At 38.3% G+C, this 26,892-nt stretch carries 21 protein-coding genes, 1 tRNA gene and 1 pseudogene; 15 read left to right on the top strand and 8 right to left on the bottom strand.

The window, feature by feature from the left end; translation table 11 throughout:
* Positions 1–213: 213 nt before the first annotated feature.
* The 6 genes from ACRRVD_RS00430 (at position 214) to prfA (ending at position 5,876) form a co-directional block, all read left to right on the top strand.
* Positions 214–1,743 (top strand): leucyl aminopeptidase, encoded by a 1,530-nt coding sequence (locus tag ACRRVD_RS00430; RefSeq protein WP_432461221.1) that lies wholly within the window; start codon positions 214–216, stop codon positions 1,741–1,743.
* A gap of 156 nt (positions 1,744–1,899) precedes the next feature.
* Entirely contained in the window at positions 1,900–3,072 is a 1,173-nt protein-coding gene (locus tag ACRRVD_RS00425) for a prolipoprotein diacylglyceryl transferase (RefSeq protein WP_432461220.1), read from the top strand.
* Positions 3,073–3,218: 146 nt separating this feature from the next.
* On the top strand, positions 3,219–3,746 hold the full coding sequence (gene infC, locus ACRRVD_RS00420) for a translation initiation factor IF-3 (RefSeq protein WP_432461219.1): 528 nt from the start codon (positions 3,219–3,221) through the stop codon (positions 3,744–3,746).
* A 185-nt stretch (positions 3,747–3,931) separates the two neighbouring features.
* Positions 3,932–4,132, top strand: coding sequence for a 50S ribosomal protein L35 (rpmI, locus tag ACRRVD_RS00415; protein ID WP_432461218.1), 201 nt, complete (start codon positions 3,932–3,934; stop codon positions 4,130–4,132).
* A gap of 86 nt (positions 4,133–4,218) precedes the next feature.
* Positions 4,219–4,563: a 50S ribosomal protein L20 gene (gene rplT, locus ACRRVD_RS00410; protein WP_432461217.1), complete on the top strand. Its 345-nt coding sequence runs from the start codon at positions 4,219–4,221 to the stop codon at positions 4,561–4,563.
* A gap of 224 nt (positions 4,564–4,787) precedes the next feature.
* Positions 4,788–5,876 (top strand): peptide chain release factor 1, encoded by a 1,089-nt coding sequence (gene prfA / locus ACRRVD_RS00405; protein WP_432461216.1) that lies wholly within the window; start codon positions 4,788–4,790, stop codon positions 5,874–5,876.
* 65 nt (positions 5,877–5,941) lie between these two features.
* Here the strand turns inward: prfA and ACRRVD_RS00400 are convergent, their stop codons facing one another.
* A complete protein-coding gene (locus ACRRVD_RS00400; protein WP_432461215.1) occupies positions 5,942–7,201 on the bottom strand; it encodes a dihydrolipoamide acetyltransferase family protein in 1,260 nt (419 codons plus the stop codon).
* A 177-nt stretch (positions 7,202–7,378) separates the two neighbouring features.
* A complete protein-coding gene (mgtE, locus tag ACRRVD_RS00395; protein WP_432461214.1) occupies positions 7,379–8,779 on the bottom strand; it encodes a magnesium transporter in 1,401 nt (466 codons plus the stop codon).
* Between the two features lie 313 nt (positions 8,780–9,092).
* Between mgtE and yidD the strand changes: the two genes are divergently transcribed.
* Positions 9,093–9,344 (top strand): membrane protein insertion efficiency factor YidD, encoded by a 252-nt coding sequence (gene yidD / locus ACRRVD_RS00390; RefSeq protein WP_432461213.1) that lies wholly within the window; start codon positions 9,093–9,095, stop codon positions 9,342–9,344.
* Here the strand turns inward: yidD and era are convergent.
* Positions 9,326–10,237 carry a GTPase Era gene (era, locus tag ACRRVD_RS00385; RefSeq protein ID WP_432461212.1) on the bottom strand — a complete coding sequence of 304 codons (912 nt, stop codon included), beginning with the start codon at positions 10,235–10,237 and terminating at the stop codon, positions 9,326–9,328. The genes yidD and era overlap by 19 nt on opposite strands.
* A 109-nt stretch (positions 10,238–10,346) precedes the next feature.
* On the opposite strand from era, the gene ACRRVD_RS00380 reads away from it, so the two are divergent.
* The 3 genes from ACRRVD_RS00380 to dnaG all read left to right on the top strand — a co-directional run bounded on the left by ACRRVD_RS00380 (position 10,347) and on the right by dnaG (position 13,507).
* Positions 10,347–10,419 (top strand) — tRNA-Met (locus tag ACRRVD_RS00380).
* Positions 10,420–10,617: 198 nt separating this feature from the next.
* Positions 10,618–11,379: a 23S rRNA (guanosine(2251)-2'-O)-methyltransferase RlmB gene (gene rlmB / locus ACRRVD_RS00375; protein WP_432461211.1), complete on the top strand. Its 762-nt coding sequence runs from the start codon at positions 10,618–10,620 to the stop codon at positions 11,377–11,379.
* 199 nt (positions 11,380–11,578) lie between these two features.
* Positions 11,579–13,507 carry a DNA primase gene (dnaG, locus tag ACRRVD_RS00370; protein WP_432461210.1) on the top strand — a complete coding sequence of 643 codons (1,929 nt, stop codon included), beginning with the start codon at positions 11,579–11,581 and terminating at the stop codon, positions 13,505–13,507.
* A gap of 134 nt (positions 13,508–13,641) precedes the next feature.
* Here the strand turns inward: dnaG and ACRRVD_RS00365 are convergent.
* Positions 13,642–13,761, bottom strand: a pseudogene (locus ACRRVD_RS00365) (IS982 family transposase); the annotation flags it as partial.
* A 278-nt stretch (positions 13,762–14,039) separates the two neighbouring features.
* Here ACRRVD_RS00365 and ACRRVD_RS00360 point away from each other — a divergent pair.
* From ACRRVD_RS00360 to murC, 5 genes are all read left to right on the top strand, one after another.
* Entirely contained in the window at positions 14,040–15,344 is a 1,305-nt protein-coding gene (locus tag ACRRVD_RS00360; RefSeq protein ID WP_432461209.1) for an anaerobic C4-dicarboxylate transporter family protein, read from the top strand.
* A 22-nt stretch (positions 15,345–15,366) separates the two neighbouring features.
* Positions 15,367–16,536 (top strand): anaerobic C4-dicarboxylate transporter family protein, encoded by a 1,170-nt coding sequence (locus ACRRVD_RS00355; RefSeq protein ID WP_432461208.1) that lies wholly within the window; start codon positions 15,367–15,369, stop codon positions 16,534–16,536.
* 39 nt (positions 16,537–16,575) lie between these two features.
* Positions 16,576–16,866: a YbaB/EbfC family nucleoid-associated protein gene (locus tag ACRRVD_RS00350; RefSeq protein ID WP_432461207.1), complete on the top strand. Its 291-nt coding sequence runs from the start codon at positions 16,576–16,578 to the stop codon at positions 16,864–16,866.
* On the top strand, positions 16,850–17,887 hold the full coding sequence (locus tag ACRRVD_RS00345; RefSeq protein ID WP_432461206.1) for a glycosyltransferase family 2 protein: 1,038 nt from the start codon (positions 16,850–16,852) through the stop codon (positions 17,885–17,887). The genes ACRRVD_RS00350 and ACRRVD_RS00345 overlap by 17 nt, the downstream gene beginning before the upstream one ends.
* Positions 17,888–18,021: 134 nt before the next feature.
* Entirely contained in the window at positions 18,022–19,443 is a 1,422-nt protein-coding gene (gene murC, locus ACRRVD_RS00340; RefSeq protein WP_432461205.1) for a UDP-N-acetylmuramate--L-alanine ligase, read from the top strand.
* Positions 19,444–19,481: 38 nt separating this feature from the next.
* On the opposite strand, the gene ACRRVD_RS00335 is transcribed toward murC, so the two are convergent.
* The 4 genes from ACRRVD_RS00335 to ACRRVD_RS00320 all read right to left on the bottom strand — a co-directional run bounded on the left by ACRRVD_RS00335 (position 19,482) and on the right by ACRRVD_RS00320 (position 26,800).
* A complete protein-coding gene (locus ACRRVD_RS00335) occupies positions 19,482–21,269 on the bottom strand; it encodes an ABC transporter ATP-binding protein (protein WP_432461204.1) in 1,788 nt (595 codons plus the stop codon).
* Positions 21,270–21,399: 130 nt separating this feature from the next.
* Positions 21,400–21,726, bottom strand: coding sequence for a thioredoxin (gene trxA / locus ACRRVD_RS00330; RefSeq protein WP_432461203.1), 327 nt, complete (start codon positions 21,724–21,726; stop codon positions 21,400–21,402).
* Positions 21,727–21,877: 151 nt separating this feature from the next.
* Positions 21,878–24,502 (bottom strand): alanine--tRNA ligase, encoded by a 2,625-nt coding sequence (gene alaS, locus ACRRVD_RS00325; protein ID WP_432461202.1) that lies wholly within the window; start codon positions 24,500–24,502, stop codon positions 21,878–21,880.
* A gap of 264 nt (positions 24,503–24,766) precedes the next feature.
* A complete protein-coding gene (locus ACRRVD_RS00320) occupies positions 24,767–26,800 on the bottom strand; it encodes a hypothetical protein (RefSeq protein ID WP_432461201.1) in 2,034 nt (677 codons plus the stop codon).
* Between the last annotated feature and the right edge of the window lie 92 nt (positions 26,801–26,892).

Below are 26,892 nucleotides of genomic sequence, written 5' to 3'. Positions count from 1 at the left end.
TGTAGTTCATGAATACCATGAAATAGTCGGCACACCGACATCATAGTTGGCTTTTGTGTTGTTTAGTCCCGGATAATAATCAAAATTCAAGACAAGGGGAAGATCCAACAAAAATTAAACATAGATCCGACAGATCCATTATTTGTGTATATTTAAAAGGTCGTAGGAAAATTTAATATCCTACCGACCTAGGTCACAAAGCACAACCCATTTATGTGCACTTTAAAGCAACTACTTAAAGCAACTACTATGCACTATCCCGAATTTGAATTTTTGAACAGCCAACCATCACAAGTAGCACAAAGCTGTTATGCCTTTGGTGTTTTTGAAAACAATGGAGCTGTGGCTGATACGGCTCATCTGGTCCATGAGCCTTCTTACCATGATATTGTTGCATCCTTGATAAAGGAATCTAAATTTACAGCCAAACAAGGGGAAATGGCTACAGCCAACTGTTTTCATACCGTAGGTAAAGTAATATTGATTGGGTTAGGAAAACAGGAAGCCATTAGTGATGAATCCATTCGACAAGCGGCAGCTATGGTCTATAGTGCATGTATCAAGCTCCATAGTCTATCTGTAATCGTCGATTTTACCACACTACGCAACGACAAGATGCATTTAAAAGCTTTTTCTGAAGGCATCTTATTGGCTGCTTATGTAGACGAACGTTTTAAATCCCAGCAAGATACCAAAACTACCTATCTGAAGAAGGTCTACTTTCTAAATGCTATATCAGATGATTCAACCATTGAATTGGCAAAAAAAATTGTAAGAGGAGTGCATCTGGCAAAAGACTTGGTAAATGCTCCCGCCAACCATGTTACTCCTTCCACCTTGGCTGAAACCGCCATTGGATTAGCTAAAAAGCATCACTTCGATATCAATATATTAGAAAAAGAGGATTGCCAACGCTTAGGTATGGGGGCTTATCTTTCCGTTACACAAGGTTCTAGCGCACCACCCAAATTTATTCATCTCTCTTATAAACCTAAATCATTTGATACCCGATCTCGTTTTCAAAAAATTGCCCTTATAGGCAAAGGTGTCACCTTTGACGCCGGTGGGCTCAACTTAAAGATAGGCAACTCGCAGATTGAATTAATGAAATATGATATGGCCGGTGCTGCAGCAGTGCTTGGCACAGCAGATGTTATTGGTGCCATCCAACCCAACAAAGAGATTCACTTTATTGTTGCTGCTACAGAAAATATGATTAATGGGCATGCTACCAAACCTGGAGATATCGTAACTGCTTCTAATGGTAAAACCATTGAAATAGATAATACAGATGCAGAAGGAAGACTTACCCTAGCAGATGCGTTGGTTTATGCAGAAAAGCTAGGCGTAGATGCGATTGTAGACTTAGCTACTTTAACAGGCGCTATGGTCGTTGCACTCGGTACACGTATGGCAGGTATATTTGGCAGCGATCAACCATTGATCAACAGCCTGATGGCTGCTGCTCCAAGAACAGGTGAAAAAATTTGGCAAATGCCACTAGAAGACGCTTATTTTGAATATATGCATTCTATTATTGCAGATATGTGCAATGCAGGCAAAAAACCAGGAGGAGGATCTATTACAGCAGCTTTATTTTTAAAACAATTTGTTAAAAAAACAGCTTGGGCACACCTAGATATCGCGGGTACAGTCTGGACTGAAAAAGCATGGGCCTACCATCATGCAGGTGCTACAGGCTTTGGGGTACGTCTACTAGTAGATTGGATTCTAAATAGTTAGGTTTATGTCGATAGGGTCCATATTTTTAGCCCTGAATAGCTAAAATGGGTTGTATTGGTATTATTCGTTGTTTGTTACCTATTCAAAACATCTGGGCCCTATGCTATATTAGCAAGCCTATTTTTAGGCAATATTATTAAGTTTATTTAATCTATCATGCTTATTTCCAACGCCATTATATGGGATCTATCTCCAGTACTGCTTACAAAAGGATTTTTAACCCTTCGTTGGTATAATCTACTTTTTGGTACCGCTGTGTTGGTAGGCATACCTATTTTACATTATATGTTTGCCAAAGCTGGCAAAGACAGCGCAGAAGCTGAAGCACTTCCCAATTATATTGCTTTAGCCGTACTATTTGGGGCCCGTTTAGGCCATGTTATTTTTTACGAATGGGACTACTATCAACACCACTTATTAGAAATATTCTTGCCTGTTACCTTCTCCCCAAAATTTAAAATAATAGGGTTTAGGGGGTTGGCAAGTCACGGAGCTGCTATTGGCATTATATTTGCTGTTTTTCTATATGTAAAACGGGTTACCATTTCGCTTTTTCCTCTTCGTATCCATTTAAAAAATCGTCGGCCCACTGTAACGTTTTTATGGCTAGTAGATCATTTGGTGATTTTAGGTGCTTTGGGTTGTGCGATCATCCGCATAGGTAATTTTATGAATTCTGAAATTATTGGCCAACCTACTGGATCCAACTATGGCGTAATATTTGTCAGAGACTTACATGACCATCTATGCAAGAAGTATAGTTCAACCATTCAAAATTTAGCGATACGTAAAGCAACCACTGCAAACAGACTACCTGGCAACTACCCACCCATTGAATTAGCCATTACATTTAAAAAGAGCATTACAGATGAAATCTTCATTAAAAATTTTCTTCAAAAGAACTTAAAAAATGAGTTGATCCAAATGACTTATTTTAATCCACCATCGCATATATACGAACCCTATGGTAGCCCCCTATCTTACACACTACAAAAACAAAATGGAAGCTATCAAGCCAGTGTATACACCTGGGCCATTCCAAGACACCCCGCACAGCTTTACGAAGCATCCTCCTACTTTTTGGTATTTATAATACTATTCTCATGGTGGTATAAAAAAGGTCAAACATTAGTACCCGGTCGTCTCTTTGGATCTTTTGCAGTAGTCGCTTTTTCACTCCGTTTTTTGAACGAATTTTATAAAGAAAATCAAGTTGCATTTGAAAACAATATGTGGCTTAACATGGGACAATGGCTTAGCCTACCGTGGATTATCGTAGGATTATTTTTGATATTCCGTCCCAACAGTATCCCAAAAAATGTAAGCTAAAATAGCCACAAAAGTATCCATGAGTTTGATTTGATTTATTGAAAACTTGTTTAGATATTTGTATATTATGTGGTATCGCATAGCAAAAAAATGCTACTGCAACTAAATAGATTCTGTACAACAGACCATAATCAATACTTGGCCATTTGAAAAATACAATAAAAGAAACGCTCAACCTAAACGAACGCATCACTGCATCAGAAGTTCGTTTGGTTGGAGATAACGTCACTACTGGTGTCTATAGCATCCGTGAAGCTTTAGCGATTGCAGCAGCCCAAGCGCTTGACTTAGTAGAAATTGCAAAAGCAAGTGATTACCCTGTTTGTAAAGTAATGGATTATGCTAAGTTTAAGTACTTGCAAAAAAGAAAGCACAAAGAAATAAAAAATAATGCCCAAAAAGTTGTCATAAAAGAGATTCGTTTTGGTCCTAATACCAGCGATCATGACTTTGATTTTAAGTTAAGGCATGCCATTAACTTCTTAAAAGCTGGTGCTAAAGTAAAAGTTTGTGTTAAATTTGTAGGCAGAGAAATTATGTTTAAAGAAAGAGGTAAATTAATCTTACTTAGGTTTTCACAAGCGTTAGAAACTTATGGAAAGGTAGAACAACTTCCTAAACTAGAAGGAAAAAAAATGAGTCTAACCATAGCACCGCTAATACATAAAAAATAAGCTTATTTTTGATAAAATTTTCCTTTTATTTACATCTTTTTTACTATATTTGAGGATTGTATAGAAATAAGCTTAGAGAAGCTAGCCGGTTCATACTATAAGTATTCGGAAGATAAGCAGAAAATCACAAGCGCATAGATGATTTACCATCACTAAGCCATTAAACCTCTATTACAGCCAAAGACATGCCAAAAGTTAAAACACATTCTGGTTCAAAAAAAAGATTTCAAGTAACTGGTACAGGTAAAATCAAGCGGAAGCATGCTTTTAAGAACCATTGCTTGGCAAAAAAAATTAAAAGCACCAAGCAAAAAAGGCAGCTTACCCATAGCACGCTCGTACATGAAGCGAATACAGCAACCATTCGCAAACTACTGGTCATTTAATCTGTTTCTACCTTTATGTCGCCACTACAGTATTTATGGTCCTGTAGTTTTATAGATACTATCAACTTCTAAATTAGAGTGTACACATGCCAAGATCAGTTAACTCGGTAGCCTCAAAAGCACGTAAAAAGCGGGTATTAAAATTAGCAAAAGGTTATTGGGGAAAAAGAAAAAATGTTTGGACCGTAGCCAAAAACGCGGTTGAAAAAGGGCTCTTATATGCTTATAGAGATCGAAAAACAAAAAAAAGAACTATAAGAAGTTTATGGATACAGCGCATCAACGCAGCAGCCCGTCTACATGGTATGGCTTATGCCCAGTTTATAGGTAAGCTTAAGCAAAGTAATATGGATATAAATAGAAAAGTATTAGCCGACTTGGCTATGAACCATCCAAATGCATTTGAGGCTATTGTGCAAAAAGTAGCTTAAAGTGTAGTGCATTAAAATCTATTAAAGCTTGTTATAAAGCCATTGGCAAGGAAAACTTGTTAAATAGCCTACCGTTTTTTAATACCACCTATCGCTAATAGGGACTCTATTTAGTACATTTTTTTGTTTTTTGTAACATACCCACGCAGCTAAATGGATAGCGCATAAAATATTTTAACCGAGTACTATAAGCTATATTTGGATTTGCCACCTATCAGGATCATATGATTGAAAAATTAAAATCCATCAAAAAGCGGTTTCTTCAGGTAGAAACGGCAATTTATCAACCAAAGGCCTTAAATGATATAAAAGCCTATGCAGCACTCAATAAAGAATATAGTAAGCTATCCAAAATAGTCAATTTATACAACCACTATGAACAGGTATTAGAAAATCTAAAAGAAGCAAAAGAAGTATTAAATATTGAAAAAGAAGAAGACTTTCGTGAAATTGCCAAACAAGAATTAACCGCTGCTCTAGACAAAAAAGTCGATTTAGAAGGTCAATTGCGTGAGGCACTTACGCCAAGTGATCCAAATGACAGTAGAAACATTGTTTTAGAAATTCGAGCCGGTATTGGTGGAGATGAAGCGGCCATTTTTACAGGCGATCTTTTTAGAATGTACAAACGTTTTGCTGAAAAAATGAAATGGAATTTTTCTACTGTATATACCATAGAAGGTACGGCTGGTGGCTGGAAAGAGATTGTCTGTACCATAGCTGGTGAAGATGTATATGGTCTTATGAAATATGAATCTGGCGTACATCGTGTACAACGGGTTCCTGCTACGGAAACACAAGGTCGTATACATACTTCAGCAGCTAGTGTAGTGGTATTGCCAGAAGCAGGAGAAGTCGAGATTCATTTAGATTTAAATGACATACGGAAAGATACTTTTTGTTCTTCTGGTCCAGGTGGTCAATCGGTAAACACTACCTATTCAGCCGTTCGCCTCACGCATATACCTACTGGACTTGTGGTATCCTGTCAAGATGGTAAATCGCAAATTAAAAATTATGAAAAAGCTTTAAAGGTATTGCGTTCTCGCCTCTATGATATGGAAGTTAAAAAGCAACAGGAAGCTATTGGTATAGAACGAAGATCTATGGTAAAACATGGAGAAAGAGGAGATAAAATCAGAACCTATAATTTCCCTCAAGCCCGTGCAACAGACCATCGGATTGGCTATACTGAACATAATTTAACGGCTATATTAGATGGCGCTATATTGGATATGATCAAAGCCTTGCGTGTGGCAGATCATGCAGAAAAATTACAAGCAGGAACAGAGATAAACCTTTCATCTATCTAATAAAGTAGACCCTAGTATAGAAAAATCAGTAGTAGATATGGCTGCTTACCCAGTCTATGGCCAACTTAGGGCATCAAACGAGTTAAAAATGGATAGGTATCTATCTGGGCTACAAAAGAGGCCAATGCTTTCGCCAAATATTTTAAAAATCCCCCTCCTATCGCGCCATCTATAATTCGATGATCATAAGTATGGGATAGAAACAGTTCGTGGCGAATCGCTATGGTTTCTTTTCCCTTAACATGGACCACAGCAGGACGTTTTTCAATAAGACCTAATGCAAGAATGGCTACCTGTGGTTGCACAATAATAGGGGTTCCCATGAGATTATCAAAGGAACCAATATTAGAAATAGTGTAACTGGCACCCGTTAATGCATCTGGCATAATGGTACCGTTGCGTGCTTTATCAATCAAAGCATCGATTTGTTGCGCCAATGCAACCAAACCAAGTTGTTCTACTTGCTTCACTACAGGGACCAATAGATTTCCATCTGAGCGGGCTACGGCAAAACCTATATTAATATGTTTGCGTTTAATAATCTGATCTTTTACCACTACCGCATTCAGGAGTGGGAATAGTTGGAGCGCACGTGCAATGACTGCTATAAAAATAGGATTGTAAGTCAATCTAACACCATATTTTGCTTCAAAAGAAGTTTTATGCTGTTGCCTCCAGGCAACAAGTTCCGTTACATCGGCACGTATAAAAGAGGTGACATGGGGGGAAATTTTCTTAGATTCTACCATACGATCTGCAATTAGCTTTCTAACGCGATCCATTTGTACTACTTCATCGCCTGCTAGAGGGGTAAGCGTTTCATAAAATAGAGGGCTCTCCGAACTACTAGTATGGATGGGTAAGCGTTTGTTTATATAGTTTAGAATGGCTTTTTTTGTAACCCGATGATCCCGAGTATATCCGGCTAACCTTTCTAGTTCATCTGCTTGCATGCCATTTGATTGAGCAATATGGCTGGCCAAAGGACTTAATTTTACCTTTTTAAAAGGGTGGATAGCCAAAACACTAGGCTCTAAATGGTGGGAGGTAGCTACTAACGAAGGCTTAGCATTTTCAAAAGATGGTTCATGGAGAACAAGTGGTATAGCTAAATCATCCACTTCTAATAAAGCAATCGCTGTTCCAATAGCTACTATATCACCTTTTTTTACCAAAAATTTTTTAATTTTACCTGTATAAGTAGCAGGAATCTCTGCATCCACTTTATCTGTAGCAACTTCTAAAAGAGATGCACCTTCTATAACGGCTTCTCCCTCTTGTATACACCAACCCAATACGATAACTTCTATGACACTTTCCCCCATCTTAGGTAAGTAAAGCGTTATTAAAGACATATAAAATCCGTTCTTAAAAAGTTTAAACCTAACTCTGTTTACTTTTAAGGCTATGATCGATAGTAGATCTTTATTACAGACTTTTTGTAGCCATGCAAACTATATAGTAACCTTAAAAAGCACTAGACAACTGTTTTTTACATAAGACTAAACACTACCAACTGGATTAATCAGCCAATAAATTATAACATAATAAATCATAATACCCAATATTTCTACTGTGATATTAATCATAGGATTAGCTGCTACGGCAGGATCTCCATTAAAGTATTTAGCAGCCAATGGAAAAGCTGCTCCTATGAAAGCAGAACAAACAATTTGCACAACAATGCTTAAGGCCACTACAAACATTACCTGGAAAGACCTATCCGAGTCTAGACTAGAAGTTAAAAATAACTTAATATAGGTAAGAAAAAATAACAAAGAAGCCAATGTGATGGCAATCCTTAATTCTTTTAAAATAATCCTAACCCAATCAGATAGTGAAACTTGGCCACGATTTAAGGCTTGTAGTACTACGGAAGCAACTTGACTTCCTACATTCCCTCCAGTATCTGTAATCATACTCAAATAGAAAATCAAATTAAACTGGGTAAAGAAAGTACTTTTAGCATGCATAAAAGTATGACCAACGATACTGGCCATAAATACCAATACAATCCATTTGATTCTTTTTTTAAGATGTTGTAAGGTGGAGACTTTTAGATAATTGGGTGCATCTTCTTCTGAAGTAATACCCATAAATCGATCCATATCCTCAACTTGCTCTGCTCTGATAATATCTATGGCATCATCATAACTTACAATACCTACGATTTGCTCTTCTTTATTTAGAATAGGAATGGCAACTAAATCATATTGTTCAATTTTTTTAGCGACTACTTCTTGATCTTCATCAACGGTAGCACATATAAAATTTACCTTAAGAATTGTCTCTATCCTTTCTTTTGGAGCGTGTATCACCAAATCTTTTAAGGAAACAAAACCCACTAGCCGCATCTTCTCATCTACTACATAGATGTAATAAAGCATTTTTTTAGAAGGTGCATCTTCACGAATTTTATCAATAGCTTCTTCTACAGTCATTGAATTTAAGACTGTAGCAAAATCTGTATTCATTATACCTCCTGCCGTATCTGGTAAATAGGCATTTAGCATAATCACATCTTCTCTAATCTTTCTATTTAGATAGGGAAGTAAATGGGCATGCTCTTTACTGCTCAATCGTTGGTAAAAATCAACGCGCAAGCCAGAAGGCATGCAAGAAAAAATTTTTGCAAAAGTGCTTTTAGGAATACTATAGTAGAGTTGCATTTGCAACGCATTATCCTTAAACAACGCAAATACTTCCCCCTGTCGTGAAATAGACAAATTGCTAAAAATTTTCCGTACCAAATCAAAAGCTTGTTTTTCTAAGAAATCAGCTACCTCTATAGGCGATGCATGTTCCAAACAATAGATCAGACGCTTCTCTTGCTGTTGTTTGAGTAAACGCATCCACTTAAAAAACTTATTTTCTCCTTTCATAATCTGAGTTTTTGGTTCCATATGGTACAACCATGTTTAACAATCCTAGATGAGAAAATAGATTGCTAAAAACCTTAAAAGCAGGAGAACAGCCAAAGACTTTATACCATAAACAAAAAGATATAAAGCTTAAACTAAAACATAGGCTCCAGATATTTTAACCACAAGTAGCATCAAGAAGTAGATTTTAACGAAAGGTAAAGTTAAGAGAATCTGAAGTAAATTGCCAATAAGTAGATTATAAATCTATAAAGGCCTTTTGAAAAGATTGTTTAAATAATATTACTGATTCAATCTTTGAATTCAAAGGTATTTTTATTTACATTTAGTTGTTATGCAAAAATTTCCCAAATGGCTAGATCCGTTTTCTAGATTTTCTAGATGGCTTTGTTGCTTTTTTATTGGTATGTATCAGTATTGCATTGCCCCTTTGTTACCTCCTATGTGCCGCTTTTACCCTAGTTGTTCTTGTTATGCAAAATCGGCATTTGCTAAATATGGTCTTCGAAAAGGGGTTTTTCTTACCCTACGTAGGCTCCTCTCTTGTCATCCCTGGGGAAGTAGTGGCTACGATCCATTAGATTGATTTTTTTTAGTTGAATAACCAAATTTTTTTAGTAACCATTGACTTTTACGCCAGTTTGGGGTAACCTTGATATGCAGTGCTAGAAATATTTGCTTCTGAAAAAACTTTTCTAATCCTTCTCTGGCTGCTATGCCTAGCATTTTTAATGCATCTCCCTTTTGACCTATTATAATTCCCTTTTGAGTAGGACGTTCTACATGTATAATAGATCGAATTTTAATCAAGTTATCCGTTTCTTTAAAATGGTCTATTACTACTTCTACACTGTAGGGTATTTCTTGACGATATTGGTCTAGAATTTTTTCACGTATGATTTCTTGTACAAAAAAGCGCTCAGCCTTATCTGTGAGGGTTTCTTCTGGATAATAAGGAGGATGCTTGGGTAATTGTTCAATGATTTGTTGCACAAGTGGGTCTATGTTTTCTTTTTTTAGGGCTGATATAGGTACAATGGCTACCCCTGGTTTATGACTGCGCCAATAGGCTATTGCCACATTCAGCTGGTTGACTGTAATTAAATCAACTTTATTCAGTACCAATATAATTGGTTTTTTAGCACAGTTTTCATCAACCCATGGAAAAAGGACTAGATCTTTTACATCTACCACCCAGATGATCAAGTCGGCATCTGCACGAGCAACTTTTACAGCCTCCATCATAGCAGTTTGTAGAGGATAGGCAGGTGTAATAACGCCTGGTGTATCTATATAAATAATTTGAAGGTTTTTTTCAGAAACAATGCCATGGAGTTTATGACGCGTCGTTTGTGCTTTTGAATGGGTAACCGCCAAACGTTCACCTACTAGTAGATTCATTAAAGTAGATTTTCCAGCATTAGGCTTCCCCATGATGGCTACAAAACCAGATTTATAATCGCTTTTTTCTGCATGCATAAGAATAATATATTTGCAATGTTACAAAAAAATATATAAACTTGTACTAGTTGAAGCAACCTAAGCTAGATTAGATCATTTTTATTGCTTAAATTTATAAAAATTTTATCGCGGGGTGGAGCAGTTGGTAGCTCGTCGGGCTCATAACCCGAAGGTCATAGGTTCGAGTCCTATCCCCGCTACTTTCCTTTCTTTACTTGTTTTTCTTTATTGTATGGATGCTGATTAGCAACCATTTTTAATCCAGTTAAATACTTGCTGCCATAGTAGGCGTTATTGATAAGCTGCTAGGGGCATAAAGCCAAAGTTTAATCTAAAATTAAAGTATTTTATGGCTTCTATGAGTAGGATATTAGCTAGTCTGTAAAATTACGGTTATTATGTCTTCCTCTCCTAAAAAAGCATCTACTACTGGGTCAAACTTTATTTTTGGCTGTAGGGCTGTTATAGAGACCATACGTGCGGGGCAAACGATTGAAAAAGTTTTTTTCCAAAAAAATAAAATCGCACCTCCAAAGGCTGTATACAACCTTGTATACAAATATGAAATTCCTTTTAGCTATGTGCCTATTCAAAAGTTAGAGCGGATGGCGTGCGGCAATCATCAAGGTGTTGTAGCCGTTTTATCACCTATTGCGTTCACCCCTTTAGATCAAGTGGTGCAGGCTACCTTTGAAAAAGGTAAAGCACCTTTAATCATTGTACTCGATGGCGTAACAGATGTCCATAATATAGGTGCCATTGCCCGTACCGCGCTTTGTATGGGAGTTGATGCCTTAGTTTTACCTACGAAAGGTAGTGCTATGTTAGCAGGTGCAGCTATGAAAACCTCAGCAGGTGCCCTGGCCACATTGCCCATTTGTCGCGTAACTGATTTGCGAAAGGCCCTACATTATTTACAAGAAAGTGGCTTAAATATATTGGCTTGTGATGCCCAAGCCAAGGAAGTACTTCATACAGTGAACTGTAAACTGCCTATTGCACTTATTTTAGGTGGAGAAGAGGTAGGTATAGCTGTAAAACATTTAAGTCTAGCGACCCATCATATTTGTATTCCTATGCAAGGCCCTATCGCTTCTTTTAATGTCTCGGTAGCAGCTGGTATAATCCTTTACGAAGTATTTCGCCAGCGATTTTTATAATGAGGTATCTGTTGATTAAATTAATTTTAAAAAATTTTCGTTTAGCGATCTGATGCCATTACCACTTAAAAAGAACAAAAAGGCCCCTAAGCTTCCTGGAAGAAAGCCTTGCTTAATGTTTTAAGTAGACTACTATCAGCTGAAAGATATATTCTAGATTGCTTTAGTTTGTATATGCGTTTATTCAAAATCTACTGTGATGATTAGTCCATCAACCATTCAACTGATCCAACGTACCGCTTGTATTGAAGAAATAATTGGTGATTTTATCCCACTTAAAAAAAAAGGACAAAATTTCTGGGCTTGTTGTCCTTTTCACCAGGAACAGACTCCTTCTTTTTCAGTATCGCCCATAAAAGGATTTTATAAATGTTTTGGATGTGATGCTGCAGGAGATGTTATAACCTTTATACAACAGATAGAAGGAATTTCCTTTGTAGAAGCCCTTACTTATCTTGCCCAAAGGTATGGCATACCGGTCACACCAGTTGCAGATGGTACAGATGATTTACAGGATTATAGAGCCAAAGAAAGTCTCTATATCTTATTGAATTTGGCTAAAGATTATTACACAGATTTGCTCTGGAACCATACAGAAGCTGCTAAAGTAGCCTTGCCCTATTTGGAACAACGGGCCATTCCATCTGTAGTAGCAAAAAAGTTTGCATTAGGCTACAGCCTCGATCGGTGGGACGGATTCTACACCTTTGCTATAGAGCAAGGAATCAGCCTAGCGCTATTGATTGCAGCAGGATTGGTAATTAAAAATGGAGACAAAGTTTATGACCGTTTTAGGGGGAGATTGATGTTCCCAATTCACAATGGTTCAGGGCAAGTGGTGGCATTTGGTGCACGGCATATGGCTACTGCTGTAGATGGTCCTAAATATATCAATTCATCTGAAACCGCTGTATACCAAAAGGGTAGTTTATTATATGGTCTTTCTTTTGCCAAGCGCTCGATTAAACAAACCAACCACTGTTACCTAGTAGAAGGATACACCGACGTATTGGCCTTTCATAAAGCAGGTGTAGAAGAGGTAGTCGCTTCTGCTGGTACGGCCCTTACCGAAGCCCAGATAGAGGCTTTGCGTCGCTTGACGACTAAGGTTACACTGATTTTTGATGGCGATCAAGCCGGTATTCAAGCTGCTTTTCGTGGCATAGATAAATTATTAGCACAGGGATTGGAGGTAAAAGTCATCTTGTTACCTGCAGGAGAAGATCCAGATAGTTACCTAAAAAAAGTAGGCACAGATGGCTTTAAGCATTATATCCATTGCACTACTCAAGACTTTGTGACCTTTAAAGCTAATGTACTACTGAACCAGTCTACTGAACAAAATCCAGTGGAACAAGCAAAGGCTATACGCGCAGTGGTGCAAAGCATTGTAGCTATTCCAGATGAAATAACACGCACCCTATTTCTTAAAAAATGCAGCCAACTCTTTTCTATAGAAGAATCAGTTCTTTTTACCACTTATCATACATTACAGCATCAAACTACTGAAGTACGTCCACAAAAAAAAACCTTTCCCAAACATCATAGTACTGCAAAAAATAGGCCATACGTAGACCGGAAAAACATTCCTTTTATCAGCAAACTTACAGCAAGTATTGAAGCGTATGAACGGGAAATTATGCGTATTCTGCTGACCTATGCTACCACTATTGTAGCGGAAGGAAAACCCTTGTACGCATATATACTATTAGAATTAGAAAACGTAGTCTTTAGATCTACCGACTGCAAAGTTCTTTTTAATTATTGTCAAACTGTATTTAAACAGGGCGGATGCGTGGATATGCAGTGTTGTTTGGATAGTACAGAAGCACCCATTAGAAAAATAGCCATTGATGTAGCTGCTTTCCCCCATGATATTAGTGAAGCTTGGATCAAAAAATATAGTATTTATACTACAGAAGAGGCGCAAAATGTATACCAGATGACTTTGGAAGTTATCCTTAGGCTAAAAATTCGCTTGGTACAAGAGCTTATTGAGCAAAATAGAGAAGCATTTAAAAAAAAATTATCTACAGATGAAGAAACCCATCTATTACAAGTACACCAGTCGCTTAAGGATACGGAGTGCCGGATCGCTAAACAGTTAGGTACAGTGGTCGCACAATAAGCTCACATTCCGCAGCAGATCAAAATTTTCTTCGCATGAAAATTATTTGTAGAATTCAAGATTTGATCTTACAGGTAGTAAGGCTCCGCCGCATCAACTACAGACGTGAAAGAGCCATCAATTTTATTAACTAAACAAGTTCTAGTAGGTTTCCTATCTGAAGTAGTTAACAACTGTTTTTCCATGTAAGGCATAAATTTTATTAGAAATTCATCAATAGCGTAATATATTTCAACTAGTTTTGATACATTCATAAGCAGCTCCTTTGCTAATTTGGTTTGTATTTTTATCCGCAAATTTAAAGCAGAAAGGAATTAGCCCATAAATGGATACATCTAATTTGAACAGTCTCCAAGCATATAGCATTCCAATTAAATATTTTACAGTCTGTAATTTTTTATATAGATTTGACTAATTTTATGTAGGTTTGATTAGCAGGGTTTTAATGGTATACAGTAAAGTACAATAGTAAAGTACTGATGTTAGGCTTTTTTGTTCGCGCTATAATCTAAATAAACTTGCGCAAATGCTTTTGATAGGGTTAAGTATACTGCTGATCGCTTCTTTTCTAGGGGCTCGATTACAAGGTTTAAGTTTGAGTATGCTGGGCGGATTGGGTGTATGGTTGTTTATGGTGGTTGCAAATGCGACACCGGCAGATCCTCCTTTTCAAATCACACTCTGTATTGCTTCAGTAGTGGCTGCAGTAGGTGCTATAGAAGCTGCAGGTGGGTTGAGCTACTTGGTGCAACTGGCTGAGTCCTGTATCAGAAAACAGCCACGTAGCATCTTATATATTAGCCCTATAGTCACTTATGCGATTACTTTTTTTGGAGGGACCAACCACATCGCTTATTCTATTCTTCCTGTTATTGCAGAAGTTTCTAAAGAAGTAGGTATTCGTCCGGAGCGTCCTTTATCCCTTTCCGTTATTGCGGCTTTGCATGGTGCACTAGCCAGTCCTATTTCTTCTATAATGCTTATGCTAAGCGGATTTTTAAGTGCGTCTGGCATCGACCTAGTCAGCATCTTAAAGGTTATCATACCTTCTACAATGGGTGGCGTACTGATGGCCACATGGGTTACCAATCTACTAAGTAAAGCCATGCCAGCTTCCTCAATGGTTGGCACAAAAGCAACAGCCCCCTCCCTCCCTCTTACTGTTGTGGCTCGAAGTGGCAACCGTGCAAAGCTTTCAATTGGCTGTTTCTTACTGGGCAGCTTAGTAATTGTATTGCTAGATGCTATACAATCCTTACGCCCTTCTTGGGAAGTAAATGGTATAAAGGTGCTGTTGCCATCTGCTTATATTATGCCTCTGGTAATGTTATCTACTGCTGCATTTATTATGTTATTCTGCCAGATTTCACCTCAATCTATTACGGAGGGTAAAGCATTTTCTGCTGGCATACAAGGGATGTTAGCCCTTCTAGGGGTTGCTTGGTTAAGCAGTACATTTGTAGCAAATAATAAACCTATATTACTTCATCTTATCTCGAGTTATTTTGCTGAACCGTGGCAATTTTTTATTATTCTAGTCTTTATGGCTGCTATCATGGGTAGCTCTGCCGCCACGATTAATGCTGTATTTCCACTAGGTATCGCATTAGGGATTCCTCCTAAGATATTATTGGCGTCTGCTGCAGCGGTAAATGCTGTCTTTATCATTCCCATTTACCCAACAATGCTCGCCGCTATACAGTTAGATACTACAGGTACCACCCGGGTGGGCAAATTCCTTTTTAACCACAGTTTTATGTTACCAGGTTTGGCCTCCCTTGCTGGTGCAATTGGCATTGGATTCTTAATGGTCTATATTGGGGTAGCTGGCTTGTAATCTAACCATATTTATTGCATATATGATCTGTACAATTGGATGGGGTATGCTACTTATAGTGCTGATCGCAAGTCTGTACTTAGGTGGGATTTCCCTTGGCTTACTGAGTGGATTGGTCTTGGGTTTCTTAACTTGTTCGGTACAACCTGCCTCCCCTCCTAATGACCTAATGCTCTTACAGGCTACTTGGGTGCTTCTGATGGCTACGCTGGAAGCAAGTGGTTTTTTTTACCTAATGACAAACCAATGTAAGATTTTTGTAGGGCAGATGAACAACCATTATGCAATTTTAAGAGCGCTATTTTGCTATGGATTGGTGTTTTTAACAGGAGATAAAGCATGGTTATATAGATGGGTATGCGATCCAAATCCGCTACATAAGGGCAAGGCCCAGCTACTTTTTCCGATTGTGGTTGCTGGATATATGGCCTTATTGGCCAGTCCTTTATCGATATCAGGTATACTCCTTATAGTGGTCGCAGGCAACAATGGATTACGCTTACTAAATTTAGTAGGAATGATTGTCACCCTAGGAGTTGGCGTAACAGCAGCCAGTAGTTGGGTTGCTTACCTTATACCGGATAGATGGTTTAGCAGCCTATATGCACGGTTGAATGGTCTTACTAAAGATGAAGTTGTAGCGCAATCAAAAAATAAAATACAACTGCTCCTTTGCCTTTTAGTAGTGGCCGAACTACTATTTTTAGGTATACAGCCTAACGGCAATGGATCGATCCAGTTAAGTAGTATTCAAAAGATTTTTCCAGTTAGATTCCCTATATTTTTTGCTTTGGTAATGCTTTCAACCGCAGCTGTAGCTATGTTATGCTTTAAAATAAAGCCTGCTAAAATTTTACAAAGCAATCGATTTAAACTAGGTATTCAACAACTATTTATCTTTTTAGGATTAACTTGGTTGGTAGATAGCCTACTAAGCCATGACAAAATGTATTGGATAAAAATGTGGTGGGATGGTAGGGTGCAGTATGGTTTTTATCTAGCAGCAGTCTTGTATATGCTTTTGATAGATATTTCTATTATCATTTGGCTTTTTAGTGGACTATTGATAAAACAGAATGATCCGATTGCAATACTTGCCGTATGGCTTGTGGCAGTGCATAGCTTAGCGCCTATCAGGTTTTGGATCAGCCATATGATAAAAGGGTATAAAAATAAGCATATAGAAGGGTAAACAAACAACCGATACAATCTTATCGTTAGGCTTTAACTTATGGATATAAAGAATTTATTTGGTGCAATGAACCAGGTTCAGGAAAAAATGGAAGGGGTTAAAAAACAGTTAGACCAGCTTACCGTAACCAAAGAAACAGGCGCTGGACTGGTTCACGTAACGGTGAATGGGACTAAAAAGCTATGCGCTATTTCAATAGATGAAAAGCTACTTAATAAAACAGATCGGCAAATGGTTCAAGACCTTATAATAGGTGCGGTCAACTTAGCGTTGGAAGAAGTAGACCATAAAATCCAAGCAGTCATACAAGAGCATGCAGCCATGCTATAAACGCAACGAAATACCGCACTTGCCAACTGTTGCGATTATAGTTTTGAATTACAATGGGTTATCATTGCTAAAAAAATATTTGCCTACGCTATTGCTGTATAGCCATGGCTATCAGATCATAATAGTAGATAATGGCTCTACAGATGGCTCAGTAGACTACCTACGTAACCACTTCCCAACGGTAACCTGTATGGTGCATGATGGAAATTATGGCGTAGCAAAAGGGTATAATGTGGCGTTAAAGCAGATTAAAGCGACGTATTATGTACTATTGAATAATGACCTCTTGGTTACAGCAAACTGGTTAACAGAGATGCTGACCCTTATGGAGCATGATCCTTCAATTGGGTTTTGTCAACCTAAAATATTGTCGCTTCAAAGACCAGATGAATTTGATTATGCCGGTGCAGCAGGTGGCTTTATAGATGTGTATGGTTATCCTTTTTGTCGAGGGAGGATTTTCAATCACATTGAAAAAGATAGTGGACAATATGATGATACAAGAGCGATTTTTTGGGCCAGTGGTGCATGTCTATTGGTACGGGCCAAAGCTTTCCATACATTAGGGGGCTTTGATGAGCTGTTTTTTGCGCACTTTGAGGAAATTGATCTTTGCTGGCGTGCACATATTGCTGGTTGGAAGGTCTATTACTGTGGTACCAGTACCGTTTATCATTTAGGGGGGGCTACATTAGCTTATCAGAGTCCACGCAAAACCTACTTAAATTTTAGAAATAGGTTGTTGATCTTGTACAAGTATCATCCAGATCATTTGATGCATACCATAAAAAATATAGCTTTCAATCTATTGGCGATTTTTAGGATGTGGTATCTGGGAAAGTTCGCACATAGCTGGGCGATTGTGGAAGCACAAATAGATTTTTTCAAACTTAAAAAGAAAAGCAACCCAAAATTTTCTTCACCCTACTTGGGTAATAGGTATAAAAGAAGTATAGTTATTGATTTTTTTACCAAAAAAAAGAAACGCTTTTCAGAAATTACCACTGATTTGTTTACATAGGGTAGGTTGGAGAAACGTTTAGCCAACGCATCCACCAACTGCACCATACGATTGACTGCTTTTAGTCGAATATACAAGATTGCAAGGAGTTTTTAGCTATTTTTAGCTTCCATTTATCTTTCTATTTTACCATTATGATACCATTGAACAACTATACTTTTATATACTTTATAGGCATAGGGGGCATAGGCATGAGTGCCTTGGCACGGCTATTGGCCAAGCAAGGGTATCAAGTTTTTGGATATGATCGGGAGCTATCTGCAATGGTATTACAACTCAGAAAAGAAGGTATAACGATCCACTGTGAGGATACGCTGGCTGCTATTCCCGAAATTGTTTGCCACCACCCCAAGCAAACCCTAGTCATTTATACACCTGCTATACCAATTGATAGTGCTATTTTAAACTATTTTAAAGCCACTGGTTATAAACTGCAATCACGTGCAGAAGTGGTTGGACTAATTTCCAGAGCATTTACCACAATAGCAGTGGCTGGTACACATGGTAAAACAACTACTTCAGCTATGATTGCCCATATACTCTACCAAAGCGGCATACCCATACTTGGATTTGTGGGGGGTATCATGGAGCAATATGATAGCAATTTACTACATAATAGTTCATTAGATGCAGTCAAGCTAATGGTAATAGAGGCTGACGAATTTAACCAATCTTTTCTCCATCTCAAACCTACTTTTAGTATTGTTACTGCTGCAGACGCAGATCACCCAGAAACCTATGCTACACCAGCAGCGATGGAAGCTAGTTTTATAAAATTTATGCAACAAAACCAAAAAAGTCTGATTATACAAAATAGGGTTGCAGATCAGTTAAAAATCTGGGAACATTATACAAAACCTTTCCTAACCTATGGATTAGATAAAGGTGCTATTGTGGCCAGTAAGGTCACTATGACATCGCATCAAAGTGTTTTCGATTACTTAGGAGATGGTGTCAATATTTCCAATGTAGTTTTGCCTATGTCCGGATGGCATAACATTGAAAATGCATTGGCAGCTATTACAATCTGTTTAGAACTTGGTATAACAGCAGCCCAAATCCATACCGCTGTTGCCTGTTTTCCTGGCATAAAAAGGCGCTTTTCCCTTGTTTGCAACCATCCATCCTATCTACTTATAGATGACTATGCGCACCACCCTGTAGAAATTAGTGCTTTGCTTCATTCAGTGAAAAAGATCTATCCCAAGAGTACTATAACAGCTATTTTTCAACCGCATCTATTCTCACGTACCAAGGCGTTTTATAAAGCATTTGCTACCAGTTTAAGTTTGGCAGATCAAGTTTTTATATTACCCATCTATCCGGCCAGAGAGGCGCCTATGCCAGGTATAACCGCACAACTTATATTTGATGAACTAACCTGTAAAAGAAAAGCTTTAGTGACGATGAATGACTTACTTACCCAACTAGCTGCTTCCAGGATTAAGGAACATCAGATCATCCTTACCATTGGTGCTGGAGATATAGGAGCATCCGTTTCAGCCATAGCTGCTACCTTAGAAGCTTCGATCTCCTTTGCTTTACAAAACGATTAAATGGTACAAGTCAAGATATCCATTCTTGTTCATAGCCTCTATAGTGCGCCATCAAACTGTAATCTACACATATTTGCATAGAAGGGGTTGATCTTTAAAAGCGTCTTATGGGGGCCATTGGCAATTATTTTACCGCTATTAAATACCAATAGTCGATCCATTGCCGCCAAAACCGCTAGTCTATGCGCAATCGCAATAACGGTTTTATCGACCATAATGGTAGAAAGGCTTTGTTGTATTTCATTTTCAGTAATCGCATCCAATGCGGAAGTAGCCTCATCTAAGACTAGAATAGGCGCATTCTTTAGTATGGCACGTGCAATCGCGATGCGTTGACGCTGCCCACCTGAAAGGGTTGATCCTCTTTCTCCAACTAAAGTATGGTACCCTTTTGATAGATGCATAATAAACTCATGACACTTTGCTTTTTTAGCGGCATCCATCACTTCATCATCTGTTGCTTCCCTACGCCCATAACGAATATTTTCTAAAATACTTTCATGAAAAAGGGTGGTATCTTGCGGTATAACAGAAATAGCAGCACGCAATGATGCTTGGGTAACGGTGGAGATGTCTTGCCTATCAATGGTAATTACACCTTTATCGAGGTCAAAAAACCTGAGTAATAAATGGATAAAAGTAGTTTTTCCACTACCCGATAAACCTACTAATCCTACCTTTTCACCAGCCGCTATAGCAATGGTTTGATTCTGGAACATAGGGTTATCTGACCCATAAGAAAAAGAAACGTTTTGAAATGCAATAGCAGCTGACTGACATTTAAGTACAGAGGCATTGGGTGCATCTAGAACAGCATGTTCTTTTTGTAATAATTTTAAAGCTTGTTGACAATAGCCAATTTCTTCAAGAAAATCAGGAAATTCTGCTACAGATACCCAAACTAAATTACAAATATTATTACCAGCATAAAAAATGTAGGTGACTTCAGAAATAGAAAGTTTACCGAGTTGCCAATAATGGATCATATAAGCGATCATCCCTATGCCCATAAAGCCCATAGAAAGACCACTAATGATAAAATGTAGGCGCATGATCAGCCTTAAGGCTTTTTCATGTGCTTGCTTTTCTGCTGCCTGTGGGGCCAATAAATGAATCGTTTCTTGATTTTTAGGTGCAAAAAGTTTTATGCTTAATATATTGGTAAAGCCATCTAATATACTACCAGACAAGCGGCTTACCTTTTCTGCATGTAATGCTACGGCACGGCTGCACTTTTTTGAATAAAAAAAGTAAGTGGCGATATGGAGGATCAGCCAAAGCATTAATACGCTACCAAAGGTCGGATGTATATAGGTAAAAGAGATGATACCTGCCAACGTAGTGCAAAATGTAGGCAAAAATGAAGCAATAATCATCATCATGACTTGACTGATGCCATCGGTTAAATCATTGATCCGTTTTACCAAATCACCAGAAAAATGGGCTGTAAAAAACTGGTAGGAATGGCCTTGCAGATGGGATACAATCCATGTACGTATTTTTACCTCAAAATCAGGAATAGTTTTGACTTTCATATAGTCAAATAGACGGAATAAAAGCTCTATTAGTCCAATGATCCCTAACAAAAGGATCAACGGACCAGCCAGCTTTATCCAGCTATCTGTTCTATTTTTGTCTAATGCGGTAAGTTGTGTGACGAGTATTTTAAAGGCATAGGGAACGACCAAATTATCGAGCACAAAACAGATTCGAAAACAAGCCATGGCTATGAAATGCCATTTGAATGCTGCTACAAAATATAGGATAAAGCTTTTTAGATTTTTAGTAATGGGATGCATGGATGAAAAAGGGTATGAACGTTTCATGCATAAGATTAAGGACAAAAAAAGAACCAATATAATTTTTCATAAAAATAAATTAGCTGAGGGATAGATGAAAACAAGCCTTTATAGAAACACTTTTTCGAACCAGCTGCATAAAAAAGTAAGCTCCCTACTAAGACAGATATTTATCCAAAGAGGGCTGAATTTGCGTAATGGAGAGATTCCCTACCAGACGATCTACCTGTTGACCTTGATGAAAAAACAACATGGTAGGTATGGTACTGATAAAATATCTAGAAGGAGTTTGACTATTTTCACTGATATTAAGCTTGGCAACCAATGCTTGCCCTTTATAGATAACAGCAATCTCTTCTATGACAGGCGCAAGTTGTAGGCAAGGTCCGCACCAAGGTGCCCAAAAGTCGACTAAAACAAGTTTATGCTGACTGATCACTTTATCAAACTGGGCATCTGTAATATCTATTGTATTATGGTTCATAAATTAAAATAGTCTTAATGAAAGGGCATTGCCCAGAAGTTATACGCCATTTAAGAGAAATTTAAAAAAATCTGCTATCATACACAAAATTTCATAAGGTATAGACGGCCGATCTATAGCGTTTATAATAACGTGGTAGCAAAACAAGCCTTTATTTCATGGCTTCATGCAACGCTTTCCTTGCTGCTTGGAATGCAGCTGCTATACCTGCGGGGTTATTGCCCTTAGCGGTTGCAAAAAAGGGGGTCCCTCCACCTTTACCGCCAATAAGGGGGGCTATAGATTGCATCATCTGATGGGCATGCTTGTATGGCAGCAATGTATCGGATAGTGATATGACTAGGTGGGCTTGTTGTTCAAATGTAGCGGCCAATAGGACAAATATTTGCGGATATTGCCCCTTATAGTGCAAGGCAATCTGTTGCAAGGCATGCGGATGCGGTGGTTGCACGGTTTGAATCAGTAGGTAGAGGTCACCAACTTGTTCCAATTGGTGGGAGAGTTGTTGGATGATTTGTTGAACGGCTTTGGCTTGATGGCCCATCAACTGTTTCTGGAGCTGCTTTTTTTCATGGAGCAACTTGGCTACTGCTTGTACGAGGTCTTTGGGGTGTTGGAGCAGATCTGCTACTGCCGTTAAGGTAGCGGATTGCCTGGTTACAAAATGGTGGGCACTACTGGCGGTTAGGGCTTCTATTCTGCGTATGCCTGTACCTATAGCGCTTTCATGGATGATCTTTAAAAAGCCAATTTGTCCGGTATGGGCTACATGGGTCCCCCCACAAAGCTCTATAGAGTAGCCAGGATCAAAGGTAATGACGCGTACGGTTGCAGCATATTTTTCACCAAATAGCGCTTGTGCGCCCATGGCTTTGGCTGCAGCGAGTGGAAGGTTACGTTGTTCTATACAGGGTATATTGGCTCTGATTTTTTGGTTTACCATGGCTTCGACTGCTTCTATTTGTGTAGCAGACAACTTGGTAGGATGGGCAAAATCAAAGCGCAATAGGGCAGGTGTGACCAAAGAACCTTTTTGGACGACATGGCCACCTACTATTTGTTGTAAGGCAGCCTGTAAAAGATGGGTGGCGGTATGGTTGTTGGTGGTTAGGGTACGTTGGATGGGATCTACTTGTGCTACTACAGGTAGTTCCAACTGAGCAGGCAGCTGGTCAACGGTATGGAGAATCAAGCCATGTTCTTTTTGTACATCTACTACTGGAATAGACTGTTTACCAAATCGGATCACCCCTGTATCAGCTACTTGCCCCCCTCCTACTGGATAAAAAGGGGTAGCGGCTAATACCAATTGATAGGCGGTACCTGCTTTATTGGTAAAGGTACGCCATTGTACAATAGTGGTCGTAACCTCCAATTGATCATAACCGACAAAAGAGGGGGCAGCAGATGGATGGACCAATTGCCAATCGCCTTGGGAGACAGCGGCGTCTTTTTGTGCACGTGCTTTTTGGGCCTGGAGTGCTTGTTGGAAGCCAACTTCATCTACCATCAACCCGCTCTCTTTGGCCATCAGTAAAGTAAGGTCTAAAGGGAAGCCATAGGTATCATAGAGTTCAAAAGCTACACGCCCCTCTATTACGCCTTTATGGATCTTATTTGGATCTAGGTGGTTGAAGCGGTGCAACCCTGTTCCTAATGTCTTTAAGAAGGAAGCTTCTTCTGCTTGAATAAGTTGTGCGATATAGCCTTGTTGGTTCGTTAAGTTGGGATAAACGCCTTCCATTTGTGCAGCTAAAACAGCGACCAATTGATGGATAAAAGGTTCTTTTATAGCCAAGTGGCTATAGCCATAGCGGATGGCTCTACGCAAAATACGGCGGATCACATAACCAGCTTTGGCATGTGCAGGAGGTTGGCCATCGGCAATGGAAAAGGCTACTGCACGGAGGTGGTCTGCAATGACCCGCATGGCTACTGCAATGGTGGTACTTTCCTGGTAGCTTTTACCAGCGATTTGCTCTATTTTTTCGATCAGTGGGGTAAAAATATCGGTATCGTAGTTGGATGTTTTGCCTTGTAACAGCATGGCCAATCGCTCTAACCCCATACCGGTATCAATATGTTTATGTGGCAGGTCGATCAATTTTCCAGAAGCTTGTCGGTTGTATTGCATAAATACCAGGTTCCAAATTTCTATGACTTGCGGATGGCCTGTATTGACCAATTGGGCAGCGGGTACAGTCTTACGTTCGGCATCCGAACGGATATCCAGATGAATTTCAGAACAGGGACCACAGGGGCCTTGTGCACCCATTTCCCAAAAATTATCTGCTTTGGAAAAAGAAAGAATATGGTCAGCAGGCAGGTATTGGGCCCAAATGGCAGCGGCTTGATCATCTTTTGGCAAGCCATCTTGGAGATCCCCTCCAAATAGGGTGGCATAGATGCGCTCCTTAGGGAGGTGATAGACGGCTGTTAGGAGCTCCCATGCCCAGGCAATGGCCTCTTCTTTAAAATAATCCCCAAAGGACCAATTGCCCAACATTTCAAAGAGGGTATGGTGGTAGGTATCGATGCCTACCTCTTCTAGGTCATTGTGTTTACCGGAGGCACGTAAACAGGGTTGTACCGTAACCACACGAGGGGCAATAATGGATTGGTTGCCCAAAAGGATATCCTTAAAGGGATTCATTCCGGCATTTACAAAGAACAAAGAGGGGTCCTCTTTGTTGACAATAGCCACTGCAGGTTGATGTAGGTGTCTTTTTTGTATAAAAAATTGGAGGAATTTTTCTCTGATGGATTTAGATTGCATGGGCTAACAGAATAAAAAATACAAACCATTTACAATAGGTGGAAAAACTGCCGGATAAAGCAAATATAAAGAGAATATATGAATTATTTTTATTTTAATTGGATTGGATAAAACCGAAAGAGATCTGGGAAAGAACTATTAAAATTAGGGAGTAGGCTATATAAAAAAATAAAATCTTATTTTTTGAAGGGTAGATATAAAAAATGGGGAGCCAGCAAAAGCTAGTTCCCCAATGGGAAGATTAATATATAATATATTAACTTATTATTTTTTAGTCTGTTTTGCTTGATATGATTGCTTGATTTTATTGATTTGATCAATTTCTTCAGCTTTTAATCCATGTATTTGTTTCAAATCATCCTCAGTTATATTTTCTTGTTTGTCTAAAAGAGAAACAAGGCTTGTTAAAAGAATTGACCCAAGTTTATTACACTCTTTTTCATAGACGCTACGAATTTGTTCAACATCAAATTTTGGAGCCTTGCTAGTAATATCCGCATACGTTCTATTTGCATTAGTATGCTTGTCTTTTAATTTTTGATAAACATAGTCAAGATTCGATTTAATGAATGCAGTTACGGTCGTAGCACAAGCTTGACCATCTTCGCCAATTTTAACAACTGCTGTACTTGCTAAATTATTTGCGTGTGATTTAATGATTTGCACAAGTTGAGATTTTGTTAAATTTAGCGAAGTGGGATCCGAATTCCGATTTGAAGTCAAAGTTGAGATTTGTTTAGCAAGAGATATACAAAATCGTTGATTAAAATCTACATCTGAAGAATTTAGGATGTTTTCATATTGATTATTAGCTAAATGCGCAACAAGGTCAATTTCCGGTAAAAGATTGTTAACGAGATCATCAGAGGGATCAGCAGTCATGCCAAGCATACTCAAAATATTAATGCAAACTTCTTTTAATGCAGGATCATTATCTGGCAAATTAGAAGCTGGTAAAACTTTATTGTAAAGGTCTTGTAAGTTAGGGATGAAAAAAAGATCTTGTAGATCACTTTGACTGCTTATATGTTGATGCAACATAGCTGCAACCTGATCGTCAGATTGATTTACCCACTTTTTGAAGTTAGCATCAATGCCTTTTAAGACTATAGCATTGTTTTTATCACATGTTAATTCCAAGAAATCGTTTGGAGTATTTCCTCTAAATAAAGTAAATAAAAGGGTGCCAAATGATATGCTTTCATTTTTTATACCATTGGAACCAAATTGGCCAGCATTCTGATCGAATACCTTGTTTATATCACTTCCGATGGCACTCTCCGCATAGTTTATAAGATCTTGTTGCTGGTACCTATACTGCAAAGTACCATTAGGAAGTGGGTTAACGAAAGGAAGCTTACCCTCATTACCTTGTAGCAACAATAGATTACTTGCGTCTTCACCTAGGCCAGATCCTCTAGAACCGATAAAGCTTAGATCGGCTAACGTATTTTTCTTAGAAGCGTCCTTTCCTTGCTTATTTTTAATGCAAACAGACAAAGTCTTATTTAGAGCATTTGGAATTTGATAAGATCTGCCAATTCCAGAAGTATTTCCTCTTGGTTGCCCTTTTTTATCAAGATCAGTTAAAAACCTAGCTAACTGAGCTCCATCTAGTAATTTCGCATCAGATGCGTCACTAAATTTATAACCAGGCTTAAATTTAGTTGAACCTGGCTTCAAAGTTTCTGATAAAGGATCAAGAGATTTTTCTTTTAAGTCTTTAAATGCAGCATCTCCCGCGCCTTGATCAATTTTTTCCCACATCTGGGTAGCAACATTGGCAAGGCCATTACGAACATTAGCAATCTCATTTATAGCCAATCCAAAAGCACGAGGCCGTTCCTTAATAAAAGATTCGTTAATTGGGCCTAAAGCAGCTATATTTTCTCTCAAATCTAATGGATAGGCATTAGCGTTGTTAGAAAAACTTTGTGCTAATCTCTTAACCAAGTCTAAAATATTCTTTTTGGTACTAAAATCATTATCAGATAAGGATAAAACACGTCCTTGATTAGCGGATTTACTTTGCGCATCAAGAGGCAAATAATCTAAGCCTAAAGCACGAAAAAATATTTTTTTAATTTCTTTATTTGCTGCTATAAAATTGGAACCATGAGTTGCTCCCGCACCACCATCTTTAGTTTTTTGCTTCTCAGAACTTTGTTCCGTATTTTTTATTGACTGTTCTCTAGCCGGATCGTCTTTACCTTTGCTGCAGTTACTACCTAGTAACACACCAGCTAATAATAAACTGGATAAAGAAGGGATTTTATTTCCAATTTTTTTGTAAACCATTTTGAATTAATTTGAATGTTAATTATTTAATTTAACTAAATATGTTAAACACATAATAGTACGTTCCTGGAACAGACCTCTGTACAATTATA

The sequence above is a fragment of the Candidatus Cardinium hertigii genome (assembly GCF_050864915.1).
GTDB lineage: Bacteria > Bacteroidota > Bacteroidia > Cytophagales > Amoebophilaceae > Cardinium > Cardinium hertigii_D.
This window is presented reverse-complemented; position numbering and strand designations above follow the sequence as displayed.